This window comes from Domibacillus tundrae, assembly GCF_000970675.1.
Lineage (GTDB): Bacteria > Bacillota > Bacilli > Bacillales > Domibacillaceae > Domibacillus > Domibacillus tundrae.
Map to the genome: position 1 here is coordinate 124,816 of NZ_LAJA01000007.1, position 20,925 is coordinate 145,740.

Below are 20,925 nucleotides of genomic sequence, written 5' to 3' on the forward strand. Positions count from 1 at the left end.
TACATTTTAACCCATTAAGTTATAGAGTCGGATGTTTTCGTGCTTGTCTTGGAACCAGCGGAGCGCAAAATCATTTTCAAACAAGAAAACGAGCTTCCCATGGCGGTCGCGAACAAGGGTACTGCGTGATGAAGACATAGAATCAGTGATATCCTCTTCATTTTCAATCCAGCGGGCAATCTTTTGCCCGATTGGCTCCATACGCACATCTGAATTGTATTCGCCGATCATCCGGTGCTCAAACACTTCAAATTGAAGCTGTCCAACCGCGCCGAGAATGTATTCTTCTGTGCGGACCGTTTTATACATCTGAATCGCACCTTCCTGCACAAGCTGATCAATTCCTTTATGGAAACTTTTTTGCTTCATAACGTTTTTGGCCGCCACTTTCACGAACAGTTCTGGTGTAAACTGCGGCAGTTTTTCGTATTGGAAGATCGGCTTGCCGCCTGTAAGGGTGTCGCCAATTTGATACGTCCCGGTATCGTATAAGCCAATAATGTCCCCACTGACGGCTTCATTGACAGTGCTCCGGTCATCCGCAAGAAATTGCGTTGACTGTGATACTTTTGTCGATTTCCCGGTCCGGGCAAGCGTCACAGCCATGCCCCGCTCGAATTTACCCGAGCAAATACGCAAAAATGCAATGCGGTCACGGTGAGCCGGATTCATGTTCGCTTGAATTTTAAAAATAAACCCAGAAAACTGTTCATTTAGCGGGTCAATTTCGCCAGCGTCAGCAACGCGCGGCTGCGGTGCCGGTGCGAACTGCAAATATGTTTCTAAAAACGTCTGTACACCGAAGTTCGTCAATGCACTGCCAAAAAAGACCGGTGACAATTCACCTGAGTTAATTTTTTCACGTGAGAAGTCATTGCCCGCTTCATTGAGCAGCATAATATCATCCATCGCTTCTGTGTAAAGTGACGATTCTTTAATCGGGTGGTCGACGGCAATATGACCCTCTTCATCAATCGGTAAAAAACGGTCCGCTTCTTCTGTCCGGAATTGTTCAACACGTTTGTTGTACCGATCGTAAATACCAAAAAATTCTTTCCCCATGCCAATCGGCCAGTTCATCGGATATGATTGAATGCCAAGCACTTCTTCTAATTCTTCAAGCAGTTCAAGCGGCATTTTTCCTTGACGGTCTAATTTATTGATAAATGTAAAAATGGGAATACCGCGCATCCGGCATACTTTAAAGAGCTTGAGCGTCTGCGCTTCAATTCCTTTTGCGGCATCGACAATCATTACCGCGCTGTCAACCGCCATTAATGTCCGGTACGTATCTTCCGAGAAGTCCTGGTGACCCGGTGTATCAAGGATGTTTACGTTATAGCCGCTATAGGCAAACTGCATCACAGAGGAAGTGACAGAAATCCCCCGCTGCTTTTCAATTTCCATCCAGTCTGATGTGGCAAATTTGCCGGATTTTTTTCCTTTTACCGTTCCAGCATCGCGGATCGCGCCTCCAAATAGAAGCAATTTTTCTGTCATGGTTGTTTTCCCGGCATCCGGGTGGGAGATAATCGCAAATGTTCGTCTTGATAATACATCTTCTTTAAATGATGTCATGCTATTCTTCCTTTCTTTCCTTACGCGTTTATATTCTGTTGATTCAAATAACATATATTAGGTAAGTATTAGTTTAATTTTACGTCTTTTTTCAAACAGTTAAAGAACCGACGGTGTTAATTATAAACTAGTCAGATGTGGATGTGTAATGAAAATTAAAGGAGTGGGTTAAATTGCCGGAAACTTTCTCGGTCAAAAGATAGTCATTTAATTTGTTTGATGCAAAGATATCAAGGGAAGTAGAGAAGAGAGTAAACTTGACCTGATAAGGAGTGATTAAGAATGGAACCTGTTTACAGTGTAACCGTTAACGCAAAAGGCGGGCGGGAAGGAAACATTTATACAGAAGAAGGCCCGCTGAATCTTGATATAACAACACCAGCTATTTTAGGCGGCAAAGGACAGCTGCGGACGAACTACCTTGAGTTATTCGGAGCCTCAATCGCTGCATGCTACCAAAACGCGGTACAACAGGCGGCAGGTATCGACGATCACGCAGAAGAAGCATTCGCCGATGTTGCTGCACAAGTTGATGTTTTAAAAGATCCTGAACGGGGCGGCCATCGTCTTAGCATCATGCTCCATGTAAAGTTTTATGGCGGCCGGTTTAATGAACTTCTTGACCAGCGTGTCATTGATGAAGCAAGTGGATTATGCCCGCTTATTAAAGCACTTGAAGGTGAATGCGATTTTTCAATCCGGAAATATTAAGAAAGGGCCTCGCTCTTTCTTTTTTTATGTATAAAATTATCAAAATATTTCGAATTAATTTTTATTGGCTTTTTTGGTTTTATATTTTAGATATCGGGAATATATAAACCATCAAGGCATTACAAATTATTTTATTAGGAGGAAACACATCATGGAATTCATTATTTTCTTGATTGTCGGTGGGATCATCGGCTGGTTAGCAGGACTTATTTTAGGTAAGGATATTCCAGGCGGAATCATTGGCAACATTATTGCCGGTATTATTGGTGCATGGGTCGGCGGTGCTCTTCTAGGCGACATGGGACCAGACATTGGCGGCATGGCGATTATTCCAGCATTAATCGGTGCGGTAATTCTCGTTGCCATTGTCAGCTTTATCCTTAAAAAAATGCGTCACGCATAATGTCCAGCAAAAAACGTCATCCCTGTCCGGGATGACGTTTTTTTATTATTGGTCAAACGCTTGTTCAAAATCGCGAATTAAATCGTTGGGCGACTCCAGCCCAACGGACAAGCGCAATAAACCATCTGTAATGCCTCGTTTATTCCGTTCTTCATCCGGCATTGCCGCATGCGACATTTTCGGCGGATAAGACAAAATAGATTCGACTGCCCCTAGACTCACAGCAAACACCGGGATTTTTACTTGGGCACTGAATTGGCGTACTGCATCTTCGTTTTCAAGTTCAAATGATAATACAGCGCCTGCTCCTGCAGCCTGCCGGAAATGAACAGCGTGTCCAGGATGAGAGACAAGCCCCGGATAATAGACATTTTTCACTTTCGGATGAGAAGCTAAGTAATGAGCAATTTCAGCCGCACCTTTTTGCGACTGTTCCATTCGCACCGCCAATGTTTTTAAGCCACGAAGCACAAGCCAGCAATCCTGCACGCCGAGCACAGCCCCGAACGAATTTTGAAGTGCATATAGCTTAGACGCTAATTCTTCATCCTTCGCAACAGCAAGACCTGCCAGCACATCACTATGTCCGGATAAAAATTTCGTTGCGCTATGTAAAACGAGATCTACGCCAAGCTCAATTGGACGCTGCAAATATGGAGTTAAAAACGTATTGTCTAAAAACGTCAGACAGCCGTTCGCTTTCGCTAATTTTACAATACCATCAACGTCCGTCACTTTTAGCAAAGGGTTTGATGGAGTTTCCATGTAGATGACTTTCGTGTTCGGCTGAATCGCTTTTGCTACCGCATCAAGATTTGTCATATCAACAAATGTATGATCAATGCCAAAACGCGTTAATACGGATGTAACCATGCGGAACGTGCCGCCATATACATCTTCTGTAACGACAACGTGATCACCTTTTGACAATAATAGAAAAGCTGTAGAGATGGCCGCCATTCCGGAAGCAAACGCAAATCCGCGAACACCTCCTTCTAATTCTGCAATTGCCGCCTCAAGCGTCTCGCGTGTTGGATTCCCAGACCGGCTGTAATCGTACTGGCCAAATGAATCAAAATCTGGCTGATGAAACGTGGAAGCATGCTGAATTGGTACACTGACAGCTCCCGTATTCGGATCAAATTTATGGTCGTTGTGCAATAATTTTGTTTGAAATGTATAATCGCTCAATTTATTCACCCTTTCATTTTTTCAAATGCCTGCGCAAGATCGGCAATTAAATCATCCGCATGCTCAATGCCAATCGAGAAACGCAGCAGCCGGTTACAGACACCATTTGCGATACGGATCTCTTCCGGAATGTCCATATGTGTCTGTGTTGCGGGATATGTAATAAAGCTTTCCACTCCGCCGAGGCTTTCCGCAAAAGAAACAAGCTGCATATTTTGCAGAAAACCGTTTACCCATTCTTCCGACTTTAAACGAAACGAAAGCATTCCACCCTGCCCAGGGTATAACACATCTAAAATGTCATCATGTGATTCCAGGAACGAAGCAATTCTTTGGCCATTCTCGCTATGCTGTTTCATGCGAAGGCTTAATGTTTTCATGCCACGGGCGAGCAGCCACGAATCAAACGGTGACAAAACAGCGCCAATCGCATTTTGGAATTCAAACACTTTTGCTGACAGTTCTTCCCCTTTTACAGCGATTAAGCCTGCCAATACATCATTGTGTCCGCCGAGATATTTTGTTGCGCTATGAAGGACAATATCCGCGCCTTGCTCAATCGGACGCTGCAGCACGGGTGTATAAAACGTATTGTCCACAATTAAAATGAGATTGAGCTCTTTTGCAAATTTAGCTACAGCTGCAATGTCTGTTTCTTTCATGAGCGGATTTGTCGGCGTCTCTAGAAAAATCACTTTTGTTTTATCTGTTACACGCTTTTTCGTTTCTGTTAAATCTTCGAAGCTTTCGTATGTAAAATCCAACCCAAACTTTTTCCAGCCTTTTTCAAACAAGCGGTATGTTCCGCCGTACAAGTCAGCTGATACTAAAAAATGGTCACCCGGTTCAAACAACGACAGCAATGTATGAATCGCGGCCATGCCGGATGAAAATGCAAAACCTGCGTCTGCTCCTTCAAGGTCTGCAATTGCTTTTTCAACGACTTCCCGGGTCGGATTGCCGGTCCGGACGTAATCGTAGCCTGTTGACATGCCAATTCCTTCATGACGATACGCTGTAGAAAAATAAACAGGCGGATTAACCGTTCCAGTCGGATTATTCGTCCGGTTTCCAATTTGTGCAAGCTTTGTTTCAATATTTGTCATCAAAATCGCTCCTTTTTATAAAGTGAAACTTCCATCGGTGGGGGCATGCCCCACTGATGGTTAGGTGAACCAATCGGGCTTTTACGGGCAGTTGAATCTCTCACCTATCTTATTCTGAGAATCTTGAAAGGGAGTCTTACTGCCCGCTAATGCGGGATAAAAAAAACAAGCCTCCCTGGAAGAAGGCTTGTTTTTACACTTCTTCTCATCTTCCGGACGGTGTCGGTCCGCTGGATTTAGCACCTTTGCCACTCGGGCCGGTTGCTGAAGCATCGTCGGGCCAGTCCCTCCGCTTCTCTTGATAAGGTTTGTTTAGTTAGTCTTATTTTTTATAATGTACAGGAAAAAGAGAAAGCTGACAACCTTTTTGTTTCCGGGACGTTTTTTGCCCAATTCTATTTACAATCATTTAAAAAGACGATACAATACAAAAATAAATTTTCAGAAAATTTTGTTGATATTGTTGATATTGTTGATTCTGTGTTATAAAATAAATCTCAATATCAAAACTGTACTATAACAGAGAGAAGAGGGAATTCATTGAAAAATTTTCGACAGGACGCACTTGATCTTCACCGTCATTACCAGGGAAAGCTGGAAACAACCGCAAAAATGTCAGTTACGAGTTTAAAAGATCTGAGCCTTGTCTATTCACCCGGTGTGGCTGAGCCTTGCCTTGACATTCATGCAAGCGCGGAAAAAATTTATGATTATACGATGAAAGCAAATACAGTTGCGGTCGTATCAGACGGTTCCGCTGTTCTTGGACTTGGAGATATCGGAGCTGATGCCTCGCTGCCCGTCATGGAAGGAAAAGCTATTTTATTTAAAAATTTCGGTGGGGTTGATGCCTTTCCAATCTGCATTAACACTAATGATATTGAAGATATTATTAAAACGGTCAAATTGACCGCTTCTTCTTTCGGAGGAATTAATTTAGAAGATATTAAAGCACCAAACTGCTTTATTATTGAGGAGCGCTTGAAACGAGAAATGGACATCCCTGTTTTTCACGATGATCAGCATGGAACTGCTATTGTCACTGTTGCGGGTTTAATAAACGCATTGAAAATTGTGAATAAGTCTTTTCACGAATTAAAGATCGTCATAAATGGCGCCGGCTCAGCCGGTATCGCTATCGCAAAACTCCTTCATCAATTTGAGGTGAAGAACATCATTATGTGCGACACGAAAGGCTCTATTTATGAAGGACGGGCTGTCGGTATGAATCCAGTAAAAGAAGAAATCGCTTCGTTTACAAACCCAGATAAAGTGAACGGACCGCTTGAAGAAGCAGTGAAAAACAGCGATGTGTTTATTGGTGTATCTGTAGCGGGAGCACTGACACCTGCCATGATACAAACAATGAACAGTGATGCGATCGTGTTTGCAATGGCTAATCCAAATCCGGAAATACTGCCGGCAGAAGCAAAAGAAGCAGGTGTCCGCATTATCGGCACTGGGCGGTCTGATTTTCCGAATCAGGTAAACAATGTTCTCGCCTTCCCAGGCATTTTCCGCGGAGCGCTTGATACACGTTCTTCTGATATTAATGAAGAAATGAAAATAGCTGCCGCATATGCTATTGCTTCTCTTGTAGACGACCATGAGCGTTCGGAAGATTACATTATTCCTTCTGCATTCGACCCGCGTGTCGCACCGGAAGTAGCTGCTGCTGTTGCACAATCAGCAATAGATTCTGGGGTGGCAAGAAAACATGTGTCAGTTGAAGCAATCCGCCATAAAACGTACCAGCTTTCTTCTCTTCAAGTTCGCCCAACTGCTTTAACAATATCTTGAACATAAAAAACCCTGACATTCAGGGTTTTTTTATGTATAAAAAGATGTTTTCAACATATAAATAAAAGGAATTGTAAATAAATATCATCCAAGTATTAAAGTTTTGTAAATTTTATGTTAAGATATAAGAGTAAGTATTGACAAATAGGAAACGGAGGAAGGAGTGAATGAGCTATGACAGTAGCTGAATTTTACGGTGGAGTCGAGTATTCTGTCACGCAATTTGCTGTACAGCTTACAAACGAAATTGAGGAGAAAATCGCTAAGCGCGACTTGTTTTACAAAGATCAAATTATCCACTATATTGAACGCCGCGCAACACTTTTCATCCAATCTTTGACCCTCTCGCCGGCCGTTTCAGCCGTTATGAAAAAAGAAGTGATGAGCCACGTTCTTTTTAAGCTGAAACCGGTCATGAACCGTCATATCGTATTCCAACTATTAAAATAAAAAGCACCCCGCCGGGTGCTTTTTATTTTTATTTATTCTTGATGTTCTCTTAACACTAGGCGTCGTTCTGATTTTCGGATGCCGTCCTCAATTTTTGCAGAGACAAAACCTAGCAATACCCCTAATAGGGCGCCTGCTCCCACTTCCACCGGCTGATGGCCAAGAAGCTCTTTCAGTTCTTTTTCGCGTTGTACATATTCAAAACTTGGAAACTCGCCGGAAAATTTAACAAGGTTGTCTTCAAGGTCATTCACAAGCTGCGCAATTTCGCCCGTATGGCGGCGGATGCCTTGTGCATCATACATAACAATGACACCAAATACGGTGGCGAGTGACGTTTCCGTATGGCGCCAGCCTTTATTTGCTGCTACGTAAGAAGCTAATGCCGCTACACCTGCTGAGTGGGAGCTTGGCATGCCGCCCGTTGTGAATGCCTGCTTCCAGTCCCACTCCCCACTCAATTTTTTATGAGTAATAATTTTTAATCCTTGTGCAATACCAATTGCTGATACTGCCGTTAAAATGCCACGATTCATTTTTTCCATTCATACCCCTCCACTCCACGGACTATTTTGTAAAAGCCCATGAATCCACCTTCTTTTCTTTTGATACCCAAAAAAAGATTTTTATATGCAGGTAAAGATAATTTATTGCGTGGTCATAATCATTTTAATCGCTTTTTCATGAATCGAAACGGCTGCAGGTGTCATGCCGATTGCTTCACCATCAATCATCACTGGGACAGGACGGTTCGTTTGAATGGTCATGTTCTTCCCTTTTTTATATGTGACCCCTGTTCGCAAAACAGGCTCCCCTTTTATCAGAAGGGGAAACAACCGAAAAAGCAGACTGCTTCGTTTGACGGAATGAACGATTGTCACATCCACAACCCCATCAATCGGGTGTGCATATGGACAGATGACAAGCCCGCCGCCATACAATGATGTATTTCCACAGGCAATCATCCATGTGCGATCAGATACATACTTTTCTTTATCGATGGTCACCGTACTTTTAAACGGCTTATAGCGAAGAATAGTCTCAAGTGCGCTCAGTTTGTACGAAAGTCCTCCAGCGCCCACTTTGTTTAGCGGTTTTTTATAAAACGCCTTGGCTGCCCGTCCTGCGATATAGGCATCGAGTCCAATACCAGAAACCGTTAAGCCAAAGCTATTGTTTACTTTTAGCACGTCAAGCGTTTTCGGCTTCTCCGCTAAAAGCTTTTCCACAAAAAGACGGGGATTTCTCGTCAATCTGAACATACGGGCGATATCATTTCCAGAGCCTGCCGGAAGCAAGGCGATTGCCGTGTTGGAATGCACAAGATCCTGGAGGGCAGCATTGAGGGTCCCATCGCCTCCAATGACGGCAACAGCTTTCACATTTCCTGCTTTCATTTGGTTCCAGATAAAATCGCGGGCTGATGCTTCGGATCCGCCGATGAGTACAGCATATTGAATTTTTTTCTTTTTCACAATCGCTTCAACTTTTTTCCACAATGAACCCGCCTGTCCGTTTCCGGCAGACGGGTTGACAATAAATAGGTACATTGCTTCACCCGGCCTTATCCAAAATAAGATTTTCTACATCATAGCATGAAAAAAGGCCTGTTTCTTTTTCTTTCCTAAAAAATATTTCTTCTTCTGCGAAGACATTTTTTCTTTACTGCGCTTCTTTTTTTAAGAAAGCGGCGGCGGCGGCGGGATCATCTGCCATGCTGATGGCTGTAATAATTGATACCCCGTCCGCTCCCGCTTTTATAACGGCACCGGCGTTTTCCAGTGTAATGCCGCCAATTCCGACAACTGGAAATTCAGGGTAACGCTCTTTCATGCGACAGATTAAAGATATGCCTGCAACGGGACGCGTATCAGTTTTCGTTGCTGTCGCATAGATGGGACCTGTGCCAACATAATCGGCACCGTCTTTAATCGCTCCTTCAAACTCTTCCATTGTATGAACGGATACGCCGACAATGCCGCCTTTTAGTTTGTCCCGAACGATTGATGCCGCTTCATCTTCCTGTCCGATATGTACACCATCCGCACCGATTTCGACTGCAAGCTCGATATCATCATTCACAATAAATGGAATGCCTGCTTGCCGGCATGTCAATTGAAGTCGAAGAGCTGTCGCTTTTTTCGCTTCTCCCGTCAGCGCGCCTTCCCCTTTTTCACGAAACTGAAACATCGTGATGCCGCCTTTAATTGCTTCTTCCAGCGTTTGTTCAATTGATTTAGGACAATTCGGGGTTCCGGCAATAAAATAGACCGCCAACTGTTCATTTTTCATCAATTTCCACCCCGCTGACGATACGCCCAATGATTTGTCGGCCCGTGCCCCTCACCGATGTGAAGACCGTCTTCAATAGCCGCCTGGATAAATTGCTTGGCGGTTTCCGCTGCTGCACGGACGGAAGCGCCCTTGGCGATTGCGGCTGTCATGGCTGCAGAAAACGTACACCCGGTTCCATGCGTGTCTTTTGTGTCGATTCGTTTGCCGATAAACGTGTGAAAGCTTTCTCCATCGTATAATAAATCAATCGTTTTAGCTCCTTCGTCATGGCCGCCTTTAATCAACACGTTTTTGACGCCAAGTGACGCAATGATCTTCGCCGCTTCTTTTTTATCTGCTTCTGACGTAATCTTCATGCCGGCGATTACTTCCGCTTCCGGAATATTTGGTGTTACGACAAGTGCGCAAGGAAGCAGGACTTTTTTCAATGCTTCGGTTGCTTCTTCCTGCAAAAGAGAAGCACCGCCTTTAGCAATCATGACCGGATCGACAATAACATTTTGATGTTTATACTCTCGTAATTTTCGAGCAGCCGCTTCAATAATCTCAGCTGAAAAAAGCATGCCCGTTTTCAGAGCATCCACGCCGATATCCGACATGACTGCATCGATTTGTTTTTCCACTGCTTCAGCGGTCATTGGATACACTCCATGGACACCGAGCGTATTTTGAGCGGTTACAGCCGTCAAAGCGGACATGCCAAACACACCAAGCTCTTGAAATGTTTTTAAATCAGCTTGAATGCCGGCACCACCGCCACTGTCCGATCCCGCAATGGTTAGCGCTTTACGAATGCTCATGTTATAGCACCTCCACTTTGCCGTTTTGGCTAATTTCTTCCCGGCCGGTTTTATGCAATTCATTTAAAAACTGGACCGCAAATGTACCAGGCTGGTCTGCCCCGGACACCTCAGCTGCCCGTTCGGCTGCAACGCCATAAAACGATAATGCTGCGGCTGCGGCTCTCGCATAATTTCTTTCAACAGCACAAAAAGAAGCAATGACGGACCCAAGCAAGCAGCCCGTACCCGTTACGCGCGTTAAAATTGGGTCGCCGTTTTGAATGGCGTACGCTTCCTGGCCGAAAACGATATCCTCTTTGCCCGTAATGACGCACGTGGTACTAAGCATATCTGCCGCTTCTTTTGCGAGTTTCCGCACATCTTCATTTCCGCCGCCATCGACACCTTTCACCTGAATCGCCCGGCCGCACAACACCGCAATTTCACCTGCATTTCCTCTTAAAATATCGACATTCACTTCAGATAATATACGCTTGGCGCTTTCTGTCCGGTATGGTGTGGCACCCGCGCCGACCGGATCAAACAAAACCGGAATTCCTTTTTCATTGGCTGCTTTCCCCGCCAAAATCATTGCCTCTACTTTGTCTGCGGTGAGTGTGCCAATATTTAAAACGACTGCTCCAGCAATACGTGCCATATCTGCCGCTTCTTCGACCGCATCCGCCATAACGGGAGACGCTCCGAGCGCAAGCAGACCGTTTGCAGTAAAGTTGGTGACAACTGTATTCGTTAAATTATGAACAAGCGGTTTTTCGTTTCTTACTTTTTCAAGAAGCTGTGCTGTATGTTCGTTATTCATTTGAATCCGTCCTTTCTATTAAACATCCTTGTTTTTTTAAGCGGACCGCAAGCAACAGCCCTAAAATGGACCCGGTCACACTGCTGATCAGAAATGTCGGCATAAACGCAAGAGCCGCTGCTTCCATACCAAGAAATAGATTTGCGATTGGTACTGACGCGAGCAATGCAATAACACCATAAATGTCACGCCAAGTGCAGCCATTAAAGACATAACTTCCATCTTTTCAGGTGTAAACAAATGAAATAATAGGCCCTTAACGTAAAAAACCGGCTCAGCAATGCGCTGAGCCGGTTTTTCGTCAGTGATTGCTACTTCCCTCCGCCGGCATGATCCGGATCAGGTCGTTGGGGTTAAGGAACGAATCCTCTCTCAGCCCGAAGGCACCCCCAGTAGGCTTTTATTGATTTGTCTGTTTTATTTTTGCACAGTCCCATCAGGCTCGTCAACTATGCATAATAAGAATAAATACGGTCTTCTTGCAGTAAAAAAGGCCGACTCATCGTCGGCCGCGATACATTATGCATCAAATACTTCAACTTTTTCCATGACGTCGCCATTTTTCATTGATTTTACCGCTTCAATGCCTGATGTCACTTGACCGAAAACAGTATGAACACCATTTAAGTGAGGCTGTGGCTCATGAACGAGAAAAAATTGGCTGCCGCCCGTATCTTTGCCTGCATGCGCCATTGACAGAGATCCTTCTTGATGTGTATGTGGATTTCCTTCTGTTTCACATTTAATTGTGTAGCCAGGTCCACCCATTCCAGTTCCTGTCGGGTCGCCTCCTTGACTAACAAATCCAGGAATAACACGGTGGAATACTACACCGTTATAAAAACCTTCATTTGCAAGTTTTTCGAAGTTTTCAACTGTACCCGGTGCAGCTTCCGGAAACAGGTCAAATTCAATTTTCGCGCCGTCTTTTAATTGGATATATCCTTTTTTTGTCAAAATAATCGCTCCTTTAATTTTAATCTTCCCTATCATACCACGCAGTATCGGATTTTAAAACAAGAGTGCCTTGTAGAAATGTTTTCCGCTTTCATCTATTCTCGTTTTCTTCTATAATAGAGGAAGACTAGTAAAGGGAGTGTGATGTTTATGTTGACACGTCCCGGAGTGTGGTGGAAAGCGGCTATTCTCTTTTTGCTGCTGGCAGCTGGCGTTTTCTGGTACGTACAGGACGCTAATAAAACAACCGTCATTCCGTTTTCATCAGTTGAAACAATTATTCAAGAAGAAAATGGTCAGGTGGTCGGACTTGAGGAACACCCTGACGGCACGCTGCATATTTCCACACAAAATGGCGAATTTACTTCTTATATTTCCCCGGGAAGCAATGCGGTTGACCGTTTAAATGAAACATACAATATCCGCTATGAATATGTAAAAGCGGAAGCGTATGAAAACTGGATTTTAATCGGAATTCTTTTGGCAGCGGCTGGAATTGGTTTTTATTTTTATCGAAAAAAAGGTGGCATTGGGGTGGCCCACTCCATGAAAAACAGTCTTTCACAGGCACGTCCGCTTCCGGATATTACGCTTGAAGATGTCGGAGGCTTGTCTGATGAAATGAAAGAAGACATTTTACAGACATTGTCGATTTTAAAAGAAAAAGATCTTTCTACCCGCCTTGGTATCGAACCACCGCGTGGCATCCTGTTATACGGTCCGCCCGGGACAGGTAAAACATTGCTCGCCCAAGCGATTGCCCGTGAAATTGGCGCATCTTTTTTCTCCTCAAGCGGTTCCGCTTTTACCGAATTGTTTGTAGGTGTCGGTGCGTCACGTGTACGCAGCTTGTTTACTGAAGCACGCAAACAAAAACCGGCAGTTATTTTTATTGACGAAGTAGATGCTTTGGCCGGACGCCGAAAAGCGCATGGCGGTGAAGAAGGGGAAAAAACGCTGACCGAGCTGCTTGTGCAGCTTGATGGCGGCCACGATAATAACGGCCTTTTGTTTATCGCTGCCACAAACCGGCGCGATATGCTCGACGAAGCATTTCTTCGTCCCGGCCGCATTGATTTCTCGTTTCATGTCACCTTGCCAGATGCAAAAGGGCGCAAAGAAATTATCGATATTCACGCCAAAGGAAGGAATTTAACCGATAATGCGGCAGCCATGCTTCCTGACTTGGCTGAATCGACAGTCGGTTTCTCCGGCGCTGAATTGTCCGCTTTATTTGAAACAGCGAGCCGCAGTGCGATTCGGAGCGGCCGCGATACGATTGAGAAAAAAGATTTTGATTACGCACTTGACCGGACGATTCTTGGTACAACAACACGCCCGCTGGCAGACCCTGCCACAAAACGGCGTGTGGCGATTCATGAAGCCGGCCATGCACTTGTGGCCGCCCTGACAAAGCCAGGATCAGTCCGAAAAGCAACGATTATTCCCCGTGGGCAGGCACTCGGTTACGTGGCCCCGGTTCCGAAAGAGCTCCATTTATCGACAGCGAGTGAACTGATCGATCAGGTTGCCATGATTTTGTCCGGGGGTGTCGCAGAACGTCTTTACCTCGGTGAGCATTCCATTGGGGTAAGCGGTGACGTGCAGCAGGCAAAACAAATTTTGGAGCGCATGGTCGACACCGGTATTTTTCAAGACCGTTTCTCCCTTACGTTCCGCCAGTCAGACAAAGAAACGAAAATGAATGAGTTATTTGAAGTCGCGCTTGAACGGTCGGAAACATTAATTGAAGAACACCGCGATGCGTTTGACCGTCTCGTTGAAGACTTAATGATAAAAGAAACACTCGACGGCGAAGAAATTGAAATGCTCATTCATCAGCAATAAAAAGGATGTCTCCATTTTTGGAGACATCCTTTTTTTATAATACTTTACTTAAAAATGCTTTCGTTCGTTCATGCTGCGGGGCGTCAAACAATGATTTCGGTTCGTTTTGTTCCACAATATAGCCGTTATCCATAAAGATAACCCGATCGCCGACTTCACGCGCGAAGCCCATCTCATGCGTTACTACAATCATCGTCATGCCGTCTCTCGCCAGCTGCTTCATGACTTCAAGTACTTCGCCGACCATTTCTGGATCAAGTGCGGACGTTGGTTCATCAAACAGCATGATTTTCGGCTCCATCGCAAGCGCGCGTGCAATCGCTACACGCTGCTTTTGCCCGCCTGATAATGACTCCGGATAAGCGGACGCTTTTTCGGCTAAACCAACTTTTGCGAGCAGCACGCTTGCTTTTTCTTCCGCTTCTGCTTTTTTCATGCCGCGTACGTTGATCGGCGCAAGCGTAATATTTTCTAAAATGGTTTTATGCGGAAATAAATTAAAATGCTGAAACACCATGCCGACATCGGTACGGACTTCATTAATATTCGTCTTTTTGTCTGTTAAATCTCTACCGTCGATCATAACATGACCGCCATTAATCGATTCAAGCATATTTATGCAACGAATTAAGGTTGATTTTCCTGATCCAGACGGACCGATCACAACAACCACTTCCTGTGGAGCAACATCAACCGAAATATCTTTGAGCACTTCATTATCGCCAAAGGATTTTTTTAAATTTTTAACGTTGATCATCGGTACTCAATCTCCTTTCAACATAATTCATCAAATAAGTCAATGACAGCGTCAGAATTAAATAAATGAACGCTACCGCAATGTACGGTTCCCAAACACGGATATATTCTCCTGCAGCAGCTTGTCCCCAATACATAAGCTCTGGCGCAGCTACTACTGAGCCAAGCGACGATTCTTTTAATAAAACAATAAATTCATTGCCAAGCGGCGGAATGACCCGTTTAACCGCTTGCGGCAAAATAACAAGCTTCATTGCCTGTACACGTGTCATGCCAAGCGATCTCGCTGCTTCCATCTGTCCTTTATCAATCGACTGTATACCTGCCCGGAAAATTTCCGCAATATATGCAGCAGAATTTAGCGAAAGGCCAATGACGAGCGATACGAGGGGATTGGATGGCGACATAAACATCGGCACAATTCCAAAGTGTATAATTAATAATTGCACGAGCAGAGGCGTACCTCTAAAAATGTTGATATAAATGTTAAACGGAAGACGAATCCATTTATTAGACGACATTTTACCAAGAGCTATTATAAGACCTAGAATAAGGCCCATCAAAACACCGGCAAGAGAAACGCCAATGGTAATACCCATCCCCCTTAAGAAGAAAGGCATATAATCAGTTACAATGTCAAAACGAAAATCCATTTTTTTCTCTCCTTTCTTTCATAAAAAACGGCTGCCCGGCAAAAAGTGGACAGCCATTTTCCCTTTATTGTGCTGCTTGTTTTAATGTTTCCATATCTGGCGCTTCTTCAAACCATTTTTCATAAATTTCAGCATATGTTCCATTTTCATATAGCGTATTTAATGCCTTATCAAATTCCGCTTTATATTCGCTGCCTTTCGGGAAGGCGATGCCGTAATATTCCGGCACAAACTGCTCATCCGTAATTGTTTCAACACCGGCATCCGGATTTGATTTTGCATATTCAACCGCTACAGCGATATCTGTTACAACGGCTTCAACATCTCCGCTTTGAAGTGCCTGGAACATTAAAGCCGCTGATTTGTATTTTGAAATCGAGCTGTCATTTTTCCCAATAATTGATTCAGCCGCAAACTGGCCGGTCGTCGCGTTTTGAACACCTACTTTTTTGCCTTTCAAATCTTCAGCCGATGCAATGCTTGCCCCTTCCTTATAAGCAATCATTGTGACAGATTCAAAATATGGTACTGAAAAGTCATATGTTTCTTTCCGCTCGTCTGTAATGGTAATACCGGACATGCCAATATCAAGCTGGCCGCTTTGAAGACCTGCTAGCATCGCATCCCATCCTGTGTTTTTAATGTCGACTTCATAGCCTGCTTCTTCAGCTGCAGCGTTGAGAAGATCAACGTCAAAACCTGATAATTCTCCTTTATCCATAAATTCAAACGGTGCAAAGGTTGCTTCCGTTCCGACATTCAATACTTTTTTGTCTTCTGATCCTGAACCGCCATTTTCTTCTTCACCGCCGCCGCATGCTGCTAAAAACAATGCACAACTCGCGGCCATTGCAACCGCTGCTTTTTTAAATAAATATGTCATGGTAATAACCCCTTATCTTTTTTGTATAGTAAAATAATAACTCGCTCCTGCATAAATATCAATCATTTTAAAGAAAAAGTTAATTTTTATGCATGGTTATTCACTAATATTGCCATTATTTGCTTAAATAATGCATGAAAGTGAATACATTTTGCATAAAGAAGGAATTTTCAGATTAATCCTGAATAAGTGTGTCATAGGGGGATGGAAAAATGAATAGATTTGAAAAAGGGGTAAATGTTTTTGCGGAATATATGGATGAAGGATGGGAAAAAACCAGTCGATGGCCAGATGAGCGACCTACTTGACTGAGTGGCACCAGATTTTCGGCGATGGATTATTGAAGCCTACGGTGAAATTTACGGAAGGCCCCACCTTGATAAAAAAGAACAGGCTTTAATTGTCATTTTATCACTCGTTACGCAAGGTGCCCATACGCAGCTTGCCACACATATTAAACGCGGGATGAATGCGGGACTGACGAAAGAGCAAGTAGAAGAATGCATCATTCAATGTCTCCCCTACAACGGTTTTCCCCGTGTTCAGCAAGCTTTAACCATTTTAAAAGAGATTATTGAAGAATAACATAATCTTCTGTCCGTTTTAATATCTTATTGACAATGATTATCATTCCCTTTAGAATGAAATTAAGAACGACAATGGAAAGAGGGACAATTCATGAATGGAATGCTTCATGGGCTCAAAGATATTCACATGGTTATTGCCAACAGCCGTAAGCTGGGCGGTGCTGCGGAAGCTGAGTCTATTACACTTTCATCCGGTGAAACATATGCGAATCCGGTCTTTACGAATGTCGATTTGTCACAGGGAAAATATATTTCATTTAGCTTTGTTGCGGAAAACGATGAAAACGTTACAGCACACGTTGATCAAATTGGCATAATGAGAGGCCTTCGCCATAAATTGATCTGCCAATTGAACAATGGATCTGTCCGGGAAATGATGACAGAGGAAACCCTTCGCTACTTAAGGAAGCTATGTGAAGTAAATGAGGGATTTGTCACAAACTCATTTAAAAAAGAAGCACTGAAACTCGTGCGCGACGTCAGTGTGGACGAACTTGAAAAACGGCACGTTGATTTGCCATTTACGATAGAATCAAACGTTGTTTCAATGAATGCGAAAAAATTTGCTTAATGCACAAAAGGCCTTGTTAAAAGGCCTTTTTTTTATAAAAAAGGAACTGTCCGAAAAAGTGACAGTTCCTTTTTGATTAAACGTTAATTATAGCCTGACAGGCAAGCCGGCGCGGTGATGAGCCGAGCTTTTTTTGCTCAGCTTCATTTCTAGCCGATAAATAAGATGCTCCTGAAACAATGTCGACTGCACACTGGCCGCATGTTCCTTTACGGCATTTGTACTGGATGCTGCACCCTTGTTTAAGTGCAGCATCCAGCAAGATGGTGCCAGATAATGCAGGAACGGAACAGGACGTGTTTCCCTGTCTCAGTTCAACGATGGCCTGTTTTGGCATCACTGTTTTTTTTGATTTTTCTTCCACTGAACGAACCGGCGGCTTTTCCGGGATAAACCGTGTTTCTTTGCCTGGAATAAGCGAGCCGACCGTCCATTTTTTATTCATCGTCTCTTGGATCGGCAAATGTGCAGATGGCAGATGGGCGCTTAATGCGGAGTACAGCCGTTTCAAACACACGGAATGGATGATTCATCCCTTCTTCGCCGAGATACGCTGTTTCAAAGTCTTCAGAAATCGCCAAGTCGAGATTGTTTCGTCCTGTATTCACGAGAATACCTGTTTTTCCTTTTAACACCGGTGACTGGAATACTCCGTCTGTTACGAGCTCGCGAACGTGCTCAATTTCGAGTACATTCGTATCGCGGTGAACCCGATGCAGCAGCGCGTATAATTCAGGTGACAGCACGAGCGCATATGGGCCGTTATGATTCATTTCCATCAGCTTTCCACGTGCTTCGACAACATCTTGAAACGCCGTGCCGGATTCATACCAATTACTGATTAAATGCGTCTGGCGCCCTTTTACATTCATCAGTCCGGGAATATCAAACTGCTTAGCACCGTGAAAAATCATTTCGTCTTCCAGAAGTGCTACGTCGCGAGCTGCATTTGCGGCTGCTGAGAAATCCATTGGAATATCAAGTGCTTTTGCCTGCTCAATGTCGCGCCAGTACAGAACAAAATCTTTGTACAGCATTGGAATGGTGTAATTTACACGCTTCGCCGATTCAATTTCCGTATCAAATGACCCTTGCAGATCCATGTGGGCGGCGCTTTTTTCAGCAAAAATATCGGTATGAATGCTTTGAACACCCCGTCCAAGCGGACCATATAATTCAATAAACCGACGTCCGGTTAATTGCTTTTTTGCTGCTTCAATAATAATTTGATCCAATTCATCAAAATCACCCGCTGACAGCGGCGCGTCCGGATATAAATGTACTTTGCTCATTGATGATTCCTCCTACTTTGAAATAAGTGATCCTACAGTAAACGACCGCTTTTGTCCTGCTGGCTTTGCCGGCTGTGCTGGTGTTGCTGCATGATGATCTAAATGGTCGCCATGCGCATCATGATGCGCATGCGGGTCCGAATAGCCCGTCTCGAACCGTTCGTTTATACCAGCAAGTTTCTCTTTTACAAACTGATAGCTTGTATGGCTCGCCCCGCGCATCTCAGACAATTTCGCCTGACGTTCGGCGTCTTTAAATTGAAACAGCGCAAGATCCAAATGTTCAACAAAATTATGCAGACCGAACTTTTCTAAATTCAACTCCTGCAACAAGCGGTTGAATGTATTATTGGATGGCGAAAAATCGCCGCCTTTTCCAGCCTGAAATGTTTCGATTAACGGAATTAATTCCGCGAGCCGGGACAGCCGTTGTTCTTCTTCCTCATAAATATGGTGATAATACAGCCGCTCATGATCATCTTCCGCATTGTTGATGACAGGATCAAGTATGGACATAAAGCTTTCAATATCTTTTTTCGTGCCGGTAAAGATATTGTAAAATTCACTTAATTCTTCTTTCACGAGACGCACCTCCTAGTTTAACTTCTTTTATTATAATCGTTGCATTCCATCGGGGCAAAGAATACACGAAAACACGACACCAATTTTGGCGCCGTGTTTTCTCCCTATGCCTGCCCTTGCGGCTGTGCTTTAGCGGATTCTATATTTTTCATTTTATTGTCCCAGCAGGCTTGGCTTAAATCAACTGGATACTCTTCTGGATTGAGCGCCCGCTTATATTCATTCCACAGCAGTGACAAGTTGTCGCTTGTCCGCTCTCGGATTGATTCAATGTCCGGTAATTTATATAAGCGCACTCCATTAAGGAAAATCAGTTCGTGCAGCTCACGTGCTTCAAAATCGGTCACGAACTTGCTGACAAACGTATGAACTGGATGAAACATCTTCAGCCGCTTCGCATGCTGCAGGTCTTCATGTTCCATCGCGATATAATCACCTTCTGCTTTTCCGTTCAGCCTATTAACAATGCGGTAGACACGCTTCAATCCTGGAGTTGTTACTTTTTCCGGATTGCCAGACAGCTTAATCGTATCTGTCATCTCACCATCGTCGTCTTCAATCGACACAAGTTTATACACCGCTCCGAGCGCCGCCTGATCATAAGCTGTAATGACTTTCGTCCCGATGCCCCATACGTCAATCTTTGCGTTTTGTGCTTTTAAGTTCATAATTGTATATTCATCTAAATCATTAGACGCAACAATATGTGCCTCTGGAAAGCCCGCTTCATCGAGCATTTTTCGCGCTTCCTTTGACAAATACGCCATATCCCCGCTGTCGAGCCGGATGCCGATAAAGTTAATTTGCTCCCCAAGCTCTTTCGCTACCCGAATAGCAGCCGGCATACCGGATTTGAGCGTATCATACGTATCTACTAAAAAAACACAGTCCCGGTGGCGCTCTGCATATTTATGAAAAGCTGTATATTCATCTTTATATGTTTGTACGAGTGCGTGCGCATGTGTTCCGGAAACTGGAATGCCAAACAGCTTGCCTGCCCGGACGTTGCTCGTCGCATTAAATCCGCCGATGTAGGCGGCACGTGTTCCCCAGACGGCCGCATCCATTTCGTGAGCGCGGCGTGAACCAAATTCCATTGCTGTTTCCCCGCCAAGCACCTGTTTAATGCGTGACGCTTTTGTCGCAATTAATGTTTGATAGTTCACAATGTTAAGCAGTGCCGTTTCAACAATTTGCGCTTCCGCAAGGGATGCTTCGATTCGCAAAATCGGCTCATTCGCAAACACAAGCTCGCCTTCCTGCATGCTTTTTAATGTGCCGGTAAATGTCAGATCTTTTAAATAAGCTAAAAAATCTTCTTTGTATCCAATGTCTCGCAAATAGTCGATATCGCTTTGCGAGAAACGAAAATTTTCCAGGTAATCAATAATTTTTTCAAGGCCGGCAAAAATACCGTACCCATTCCCAAATGGAAGTTTGCGAAAATATAATTCAAACACGGCTTTTTTTGTATGGATGCCATCATGCCAATACGTTTCGGCCATATTAATCTGATAAAGGTCGGTGTGCAAGGCAAGGCTGTCGTCTTCGTATCGTGACATTGTTTTTTACTCCCTTTGCTTTTCCATCGTGCTTCATTCCTATCATCCTACACCTTTTTGATCGTTCCGGCAACACACTCGTGACAAATTCCACCTTA

24 protein-coding genes and 2 riboswitches are annotated in these 20,925 nt (G+C 44.1%); of the genes, 7 read left to right on the forward strand and 17 right to left on the reverse strand.

Features of this window, described 5'->3' with window-relative positions:
- Nucleotides 1-6: 6 nt before the first annotated feature.
- Nucleotides 7-1,578: a peptide chain release factor 3 gene (locus VQ00_RS08570; RefSeq protein ID WP_046179736.1), complete on the reverse strand. Its 1,572-nt coding sequence runs from the start codon at nt 1,576-1,578 to the stop codon at nt 7-9.
- A 282-nt stretch (nt 1,579-1,860) separates the two neighbouring features.
- Between VQ00_RS08570 and VQ00_RS08575 the strand changes: the two genes are divergently transcribed.
- A complete protein-coding gene (locus VQ00_RS08575; protein WP_046179737.1) occupies nt 1,861-2,289 on the forward strand; it encodes an OsmC family protein in 429 nt (142 codons plus the stop codon).
- Between the two features lie 151 nt (nt 2,290-2,440).
- Nucleotides 2,441-2,692 carry a GlsB/YeaQ/YmgE family stress response membrane protein gene (locus VQ00_RS08580; RefSeq protein WP_046179738.1) on the forward strand — a complete coding sequence of 84 codons (252 nt, stop codon included), beginning with the start codon at nt 2,441-2,443 and terminating at the stop codon, nt 2,690-2,692.
- A gap of 45 nt (nt 2,693-2,737) precedes the next feature.
- Here VQ00_RS08580 and metC read toward each other — a convergent pair whose 3' ends face one another.
- Nucleotides 2,738-3,883: a cystathionine beta-lyase gene (metC, locus tag VQ00_RS08585; RefSeq protein WP_046179739.1), complete on the reverse strand. Its 1,146-nt coding sequence runs from the start codon at nt 3,881-3,883 to the stop codon at nt 2,738-2,740.
- Nucleotides 3,884-3,888: 5 nt separating this feature from the next.
- A complete protein-coding gene (locus VQ00_RS08590; RefSeq protein ID WP_046179740.1) occupies nt 3,889-4,989 on the reverse strand; it encodes a methionine biosynthesis PLP-dependent protein in 1,101 nt (366 codons plus the stop codon).
- Between the two features lie 202 nt (nt 4,990-5,191).
- A riboswitch (SAM riboswitch) is annotated at nt 5,192-5,297 on the reverse strand.
- Between the two features lie 232 nt (nt 5,298-5,529).
- Between VQ00_RS08590 and VQ00_RS08600 the strand changes: the two genes are divergently transcribed.
- Both VQ00_RS08600 and VQ00_RS08605 read left to right on the forward strand, forming a co-directional pair.
- Nucleotides 5,530-6,789, forward strand: a complete 1,260-nt coding sequence (locus tag VQ00_RS08600; protein WP_046179742.1) for an NAD(P)-dependent malic enzyme — start codon at nt 5,530-5,532, stop codon at nt 6,787-6,789.
- A gap of 174 nt (nt 6,790-6,963) precedes the next feature.
- A complete protein-coding gene (locus tag VQ00_RS08605) occupies nt 6,964-7,239 on the forward strand; it encodes a hypothetical protein (protein ID WP_046179743.1) in 276 nt (91 codons plus the stop codon).
- 32 nt (nt 7,240-7,271) lie between these two features.
- Here the strand turns inward: VQ00_RS08605 and VQ00_RS08610 are convergent, their stop codons facing one another.
- The 7 genes from VQ00_RS08610 to VQ00_RS08635 all read right to left on the reverse strand — a co-directional run bounded on the left by VQ00_RS08610 (nt 7,272) and on the right by VQ00_RS08635 (nt 12,093).
- Nucleotides 7,272-7,784, reverse strand: a complete 513-nt coding sequence (locus VQ00_RS08610; RefSeq protein WP_046179744.1) for a divergent PAP2 family protein — start codon at nt 7,782-7,784, stop codon at nt 7,272-7,274.
- 102 nt (nt 7,785-7,886) lie between these two features.
- The gene (locus VQ00_RS08615; protein WP_046179745.1) at nt 7,887-8,789 is read right to left on the reverse strand and encodes a diacylglycerol/lipid kinase family protein; all 903 of its coding nucleotides are present in this window, start codon (nt 8,787-8,789) and stop codon (nt 7,887-7,889) included.
- Between the two features lie 112 nt (nt 8,790-8,901).
- Entirely contained in the window at nt 8,902-9,531 is a 630-nt protein-coding gene (gene thiE, locus VQ00_RS08620) for a thiamine phosphate synthase (RefSeq protein WP_046179746.1), read from the reverse strand.
- The gene (thiD, locus tag VQ00_RS08625; RefSeq protein WP_046179747.1) at nt 9,531-10,334 is read right to left on the reverse strand and encodes a bifunctional hydroxymethylpyrimidine kinase/phosphomethylpyrimidine kinase; all 804 of its coding nucleotides are present in this window, start codon (nt 10,332-10,334) and stop codon (nt 9,531-9,533) included. The genes thiE and thiD overlap by 1 nt, the downstream gene beginning before the upstream one ends.
- Nucleotide 10,335: 1 nt before the next feature.
- The gene (thiM, locus tag VQ00_RS08630; protein ID WP_046179748.1) at nt 10,336-11,136 is read right to left on the reverse strand and encodes a hydroxyethylthiazole kinase; all 801 of its coding nucleotides are present in this window, start codon (nt 11,134-11,136) and stop codon (nt 10,336-10,338) included.
- Nucleotides 11,129-11,302 carry an energy coupling factor transporter S component ThiW gene (locus tag VQ00_RS18080; protein ID WP_245618089.1) on the reverse strand — a complete coding sequence of 58 codons (174 nt, stop codon included), beginning with the start codon at nt 11,300-11,302 and terminating at the stop codon, nt 11,129-11,131. The genes thiM and VQ00_RS18080 overlap by 8 nt, the downstream gene beginning before the upstream one ends.
- A 133-nt stretch (nt 11,303-11,435) precedes the next feature.
- Nucleotides 11,436-11,537: riboswitch (TPP riboswitch) on the reverse strand.
- 118 nt (nt 11,538-11,655) lie between these two features.
- Nucleotides 11,656-12,093, reverse strand: a complete 438-nt coding sequence (locus VQ00_RS08635) for a peptidylprolyl isomerase (RefSeq protein ID WP_046179749.1) — start codon at nt 12,091-12,093, stop codon at nt 11,656-11,658.
- A 150-nt stretch (nt 12,094-12,243) separates the two neighbouring features.
- Here VQ00_RS08635 and VQ00_RS08640 point away from each other — a divergent pair, with 150 nt between their 5' ends.
- On the forward strand, nt 12,244-13,941 hold the full coding sequence (locus VQ00_RS08640) for an AAA family ATPase (RefSeq protein ID WP_046179750.1): 1,698 nt from the start codon (nt 12,244-12,246) through the stop codon (nt 13,939-13,941).
- 34 nt (nt 13,942-13,975) lie between these two features.
- Here VQ00_RS08640 and VQ00_RS08645 read toward each other — a convergent pair whose 3' ends face one another.
- The 3 genes from VQ00_RS08645 to VQ00_RS08655 form a co-directional block, all read right to left on the reverse strand.
- The gene (locus VQ00_RS08645) at nt 13,976-14,698 is read right to left on the reverse strand and encodes an amino acid ABC transporter ATP-binding protein (protein ID WP_046179751.1); all 723 of its coding nucleotides are present in this window, start codon (nt 14,696-14,698) and stop codon (nt 13,976-13,978) included.
- Nucleotides 14,685-15,350, reverse strand: coding sequence for an amino acid ABC transporter permease (locus VQ00_RS08650; protein ID WP_046179752.1), 666 nt, complete (start codon nt 15,348-15,350; stop codon nt 14,685-14,687). The genes VQ00_RS08645 and VQ00_RS08650 overlap by 14 nt, the downstream gene beginning before the upstream one ends.
- A gap of 64 nt (nt 15,351-15,414) precedes the next feature.
- On the reverse strand, nt 15,415-16,233 hold the full coding sequence (locus VQ00_RS08655; RefSeq protein ID WP_046179753.1) for a basic amino acid ABC transporter substrate-binding protein: 819 nt from the start codon (nt 16,231-16,233) through the stop codon (nt 15,415-15,417).
- 312 nt (nt 16,234-16,545) lie between these two features.
- Here VQ00_RS08655 and VQ00_RS08660 point away from each other — a divergent pair, with 312 nt between their 5' ends.
- Together VQ00_RS08660 and VQ00_RS08665 are read left to right on the forward strand one after the other, a co-directional pair.
- On the forward strand, nt 16,546-16,818 hold the full coding sequence (locus VQ00_RS08660; RefSeq protein ID WP_245618090.1) for a carboxymuconolactone decarboxylase family protein: 273 nt from the start codon (nt 16,546-16,548) through the stop codon (nt 16,816-16,818).
- 93 nt (nt 16,819-16,911) lie between these two features.
- Nucleotides 16,912-17,391, forward strand: a complete 480-nt coding sequence (locus tag VQ00_RS08665; RefSeq protein WP_046179754.1) for a hypothetical protein — start codon at nt 16,912-16,914, stop codon at nt 17,389-17,391.
- A 76-nt stretch (nt 17,392-17,467) separates the two neighbouring features.
- Here VQ00_RS08665 and VQ00_RS17695 read toward each other — a convergent pair whose 3' ends face one another.
- From VQ00_RS17695 to VQ00_RS08685, 4 genes are all read right to left on the reverse strand, one after another.
- A complete protein-coding gene (locus tag VQ00_RS17695; RefSeq protein ID WP_052728417.1) occupies nt 17,468-17,836 on the reverse strand; it encodes a 2Fe-2S iron-sulfur cluster-binding protein in 369 nt (122 codons plus the stop codon).
- Complete coding sequence (locus tag VQ00_RS08675; RefSeq protein ID WP_046179755.1) at nt 17,829-18,683, reverse strand: family 1 encapsulin nanocompartment shell protein; 855 nt, start codon at nt 18,681-18,683, stop codon at nt 17,829-17,831. Before VQ00_RS08675 ends, VQ00_RS17695 begins: the two co-directional genes overlap by 8 nt.
- 12 nt (nt 18,684-18,695) lie before the next feature.
- Entirely contained in the window at nt 18,696-19,265 is a 570-nt protein-coding gene (locus VQ00_RS08680; RefSeq protein WP_046179756.1) for an IMEF encapsulin system ferritin-like cargo protein, read from the reverse strand.
- A 104-nt stretch (nt 19,266-19,369) separates the two neighbouring features.
- On the reverse strand, nt 19,370-20,827 hold the full coding sequence (locus VQ00_RS08685) for a nicotinate phosphoribosyltransferase (protein ID WP_046179757.1): 1,458 nt from the start codon (nt 20,825-20,827) through the stop codon (nt 19,370-19,372).
- Nucleotides 20,828-20,925: the final 98 nt, after the last annotated feature.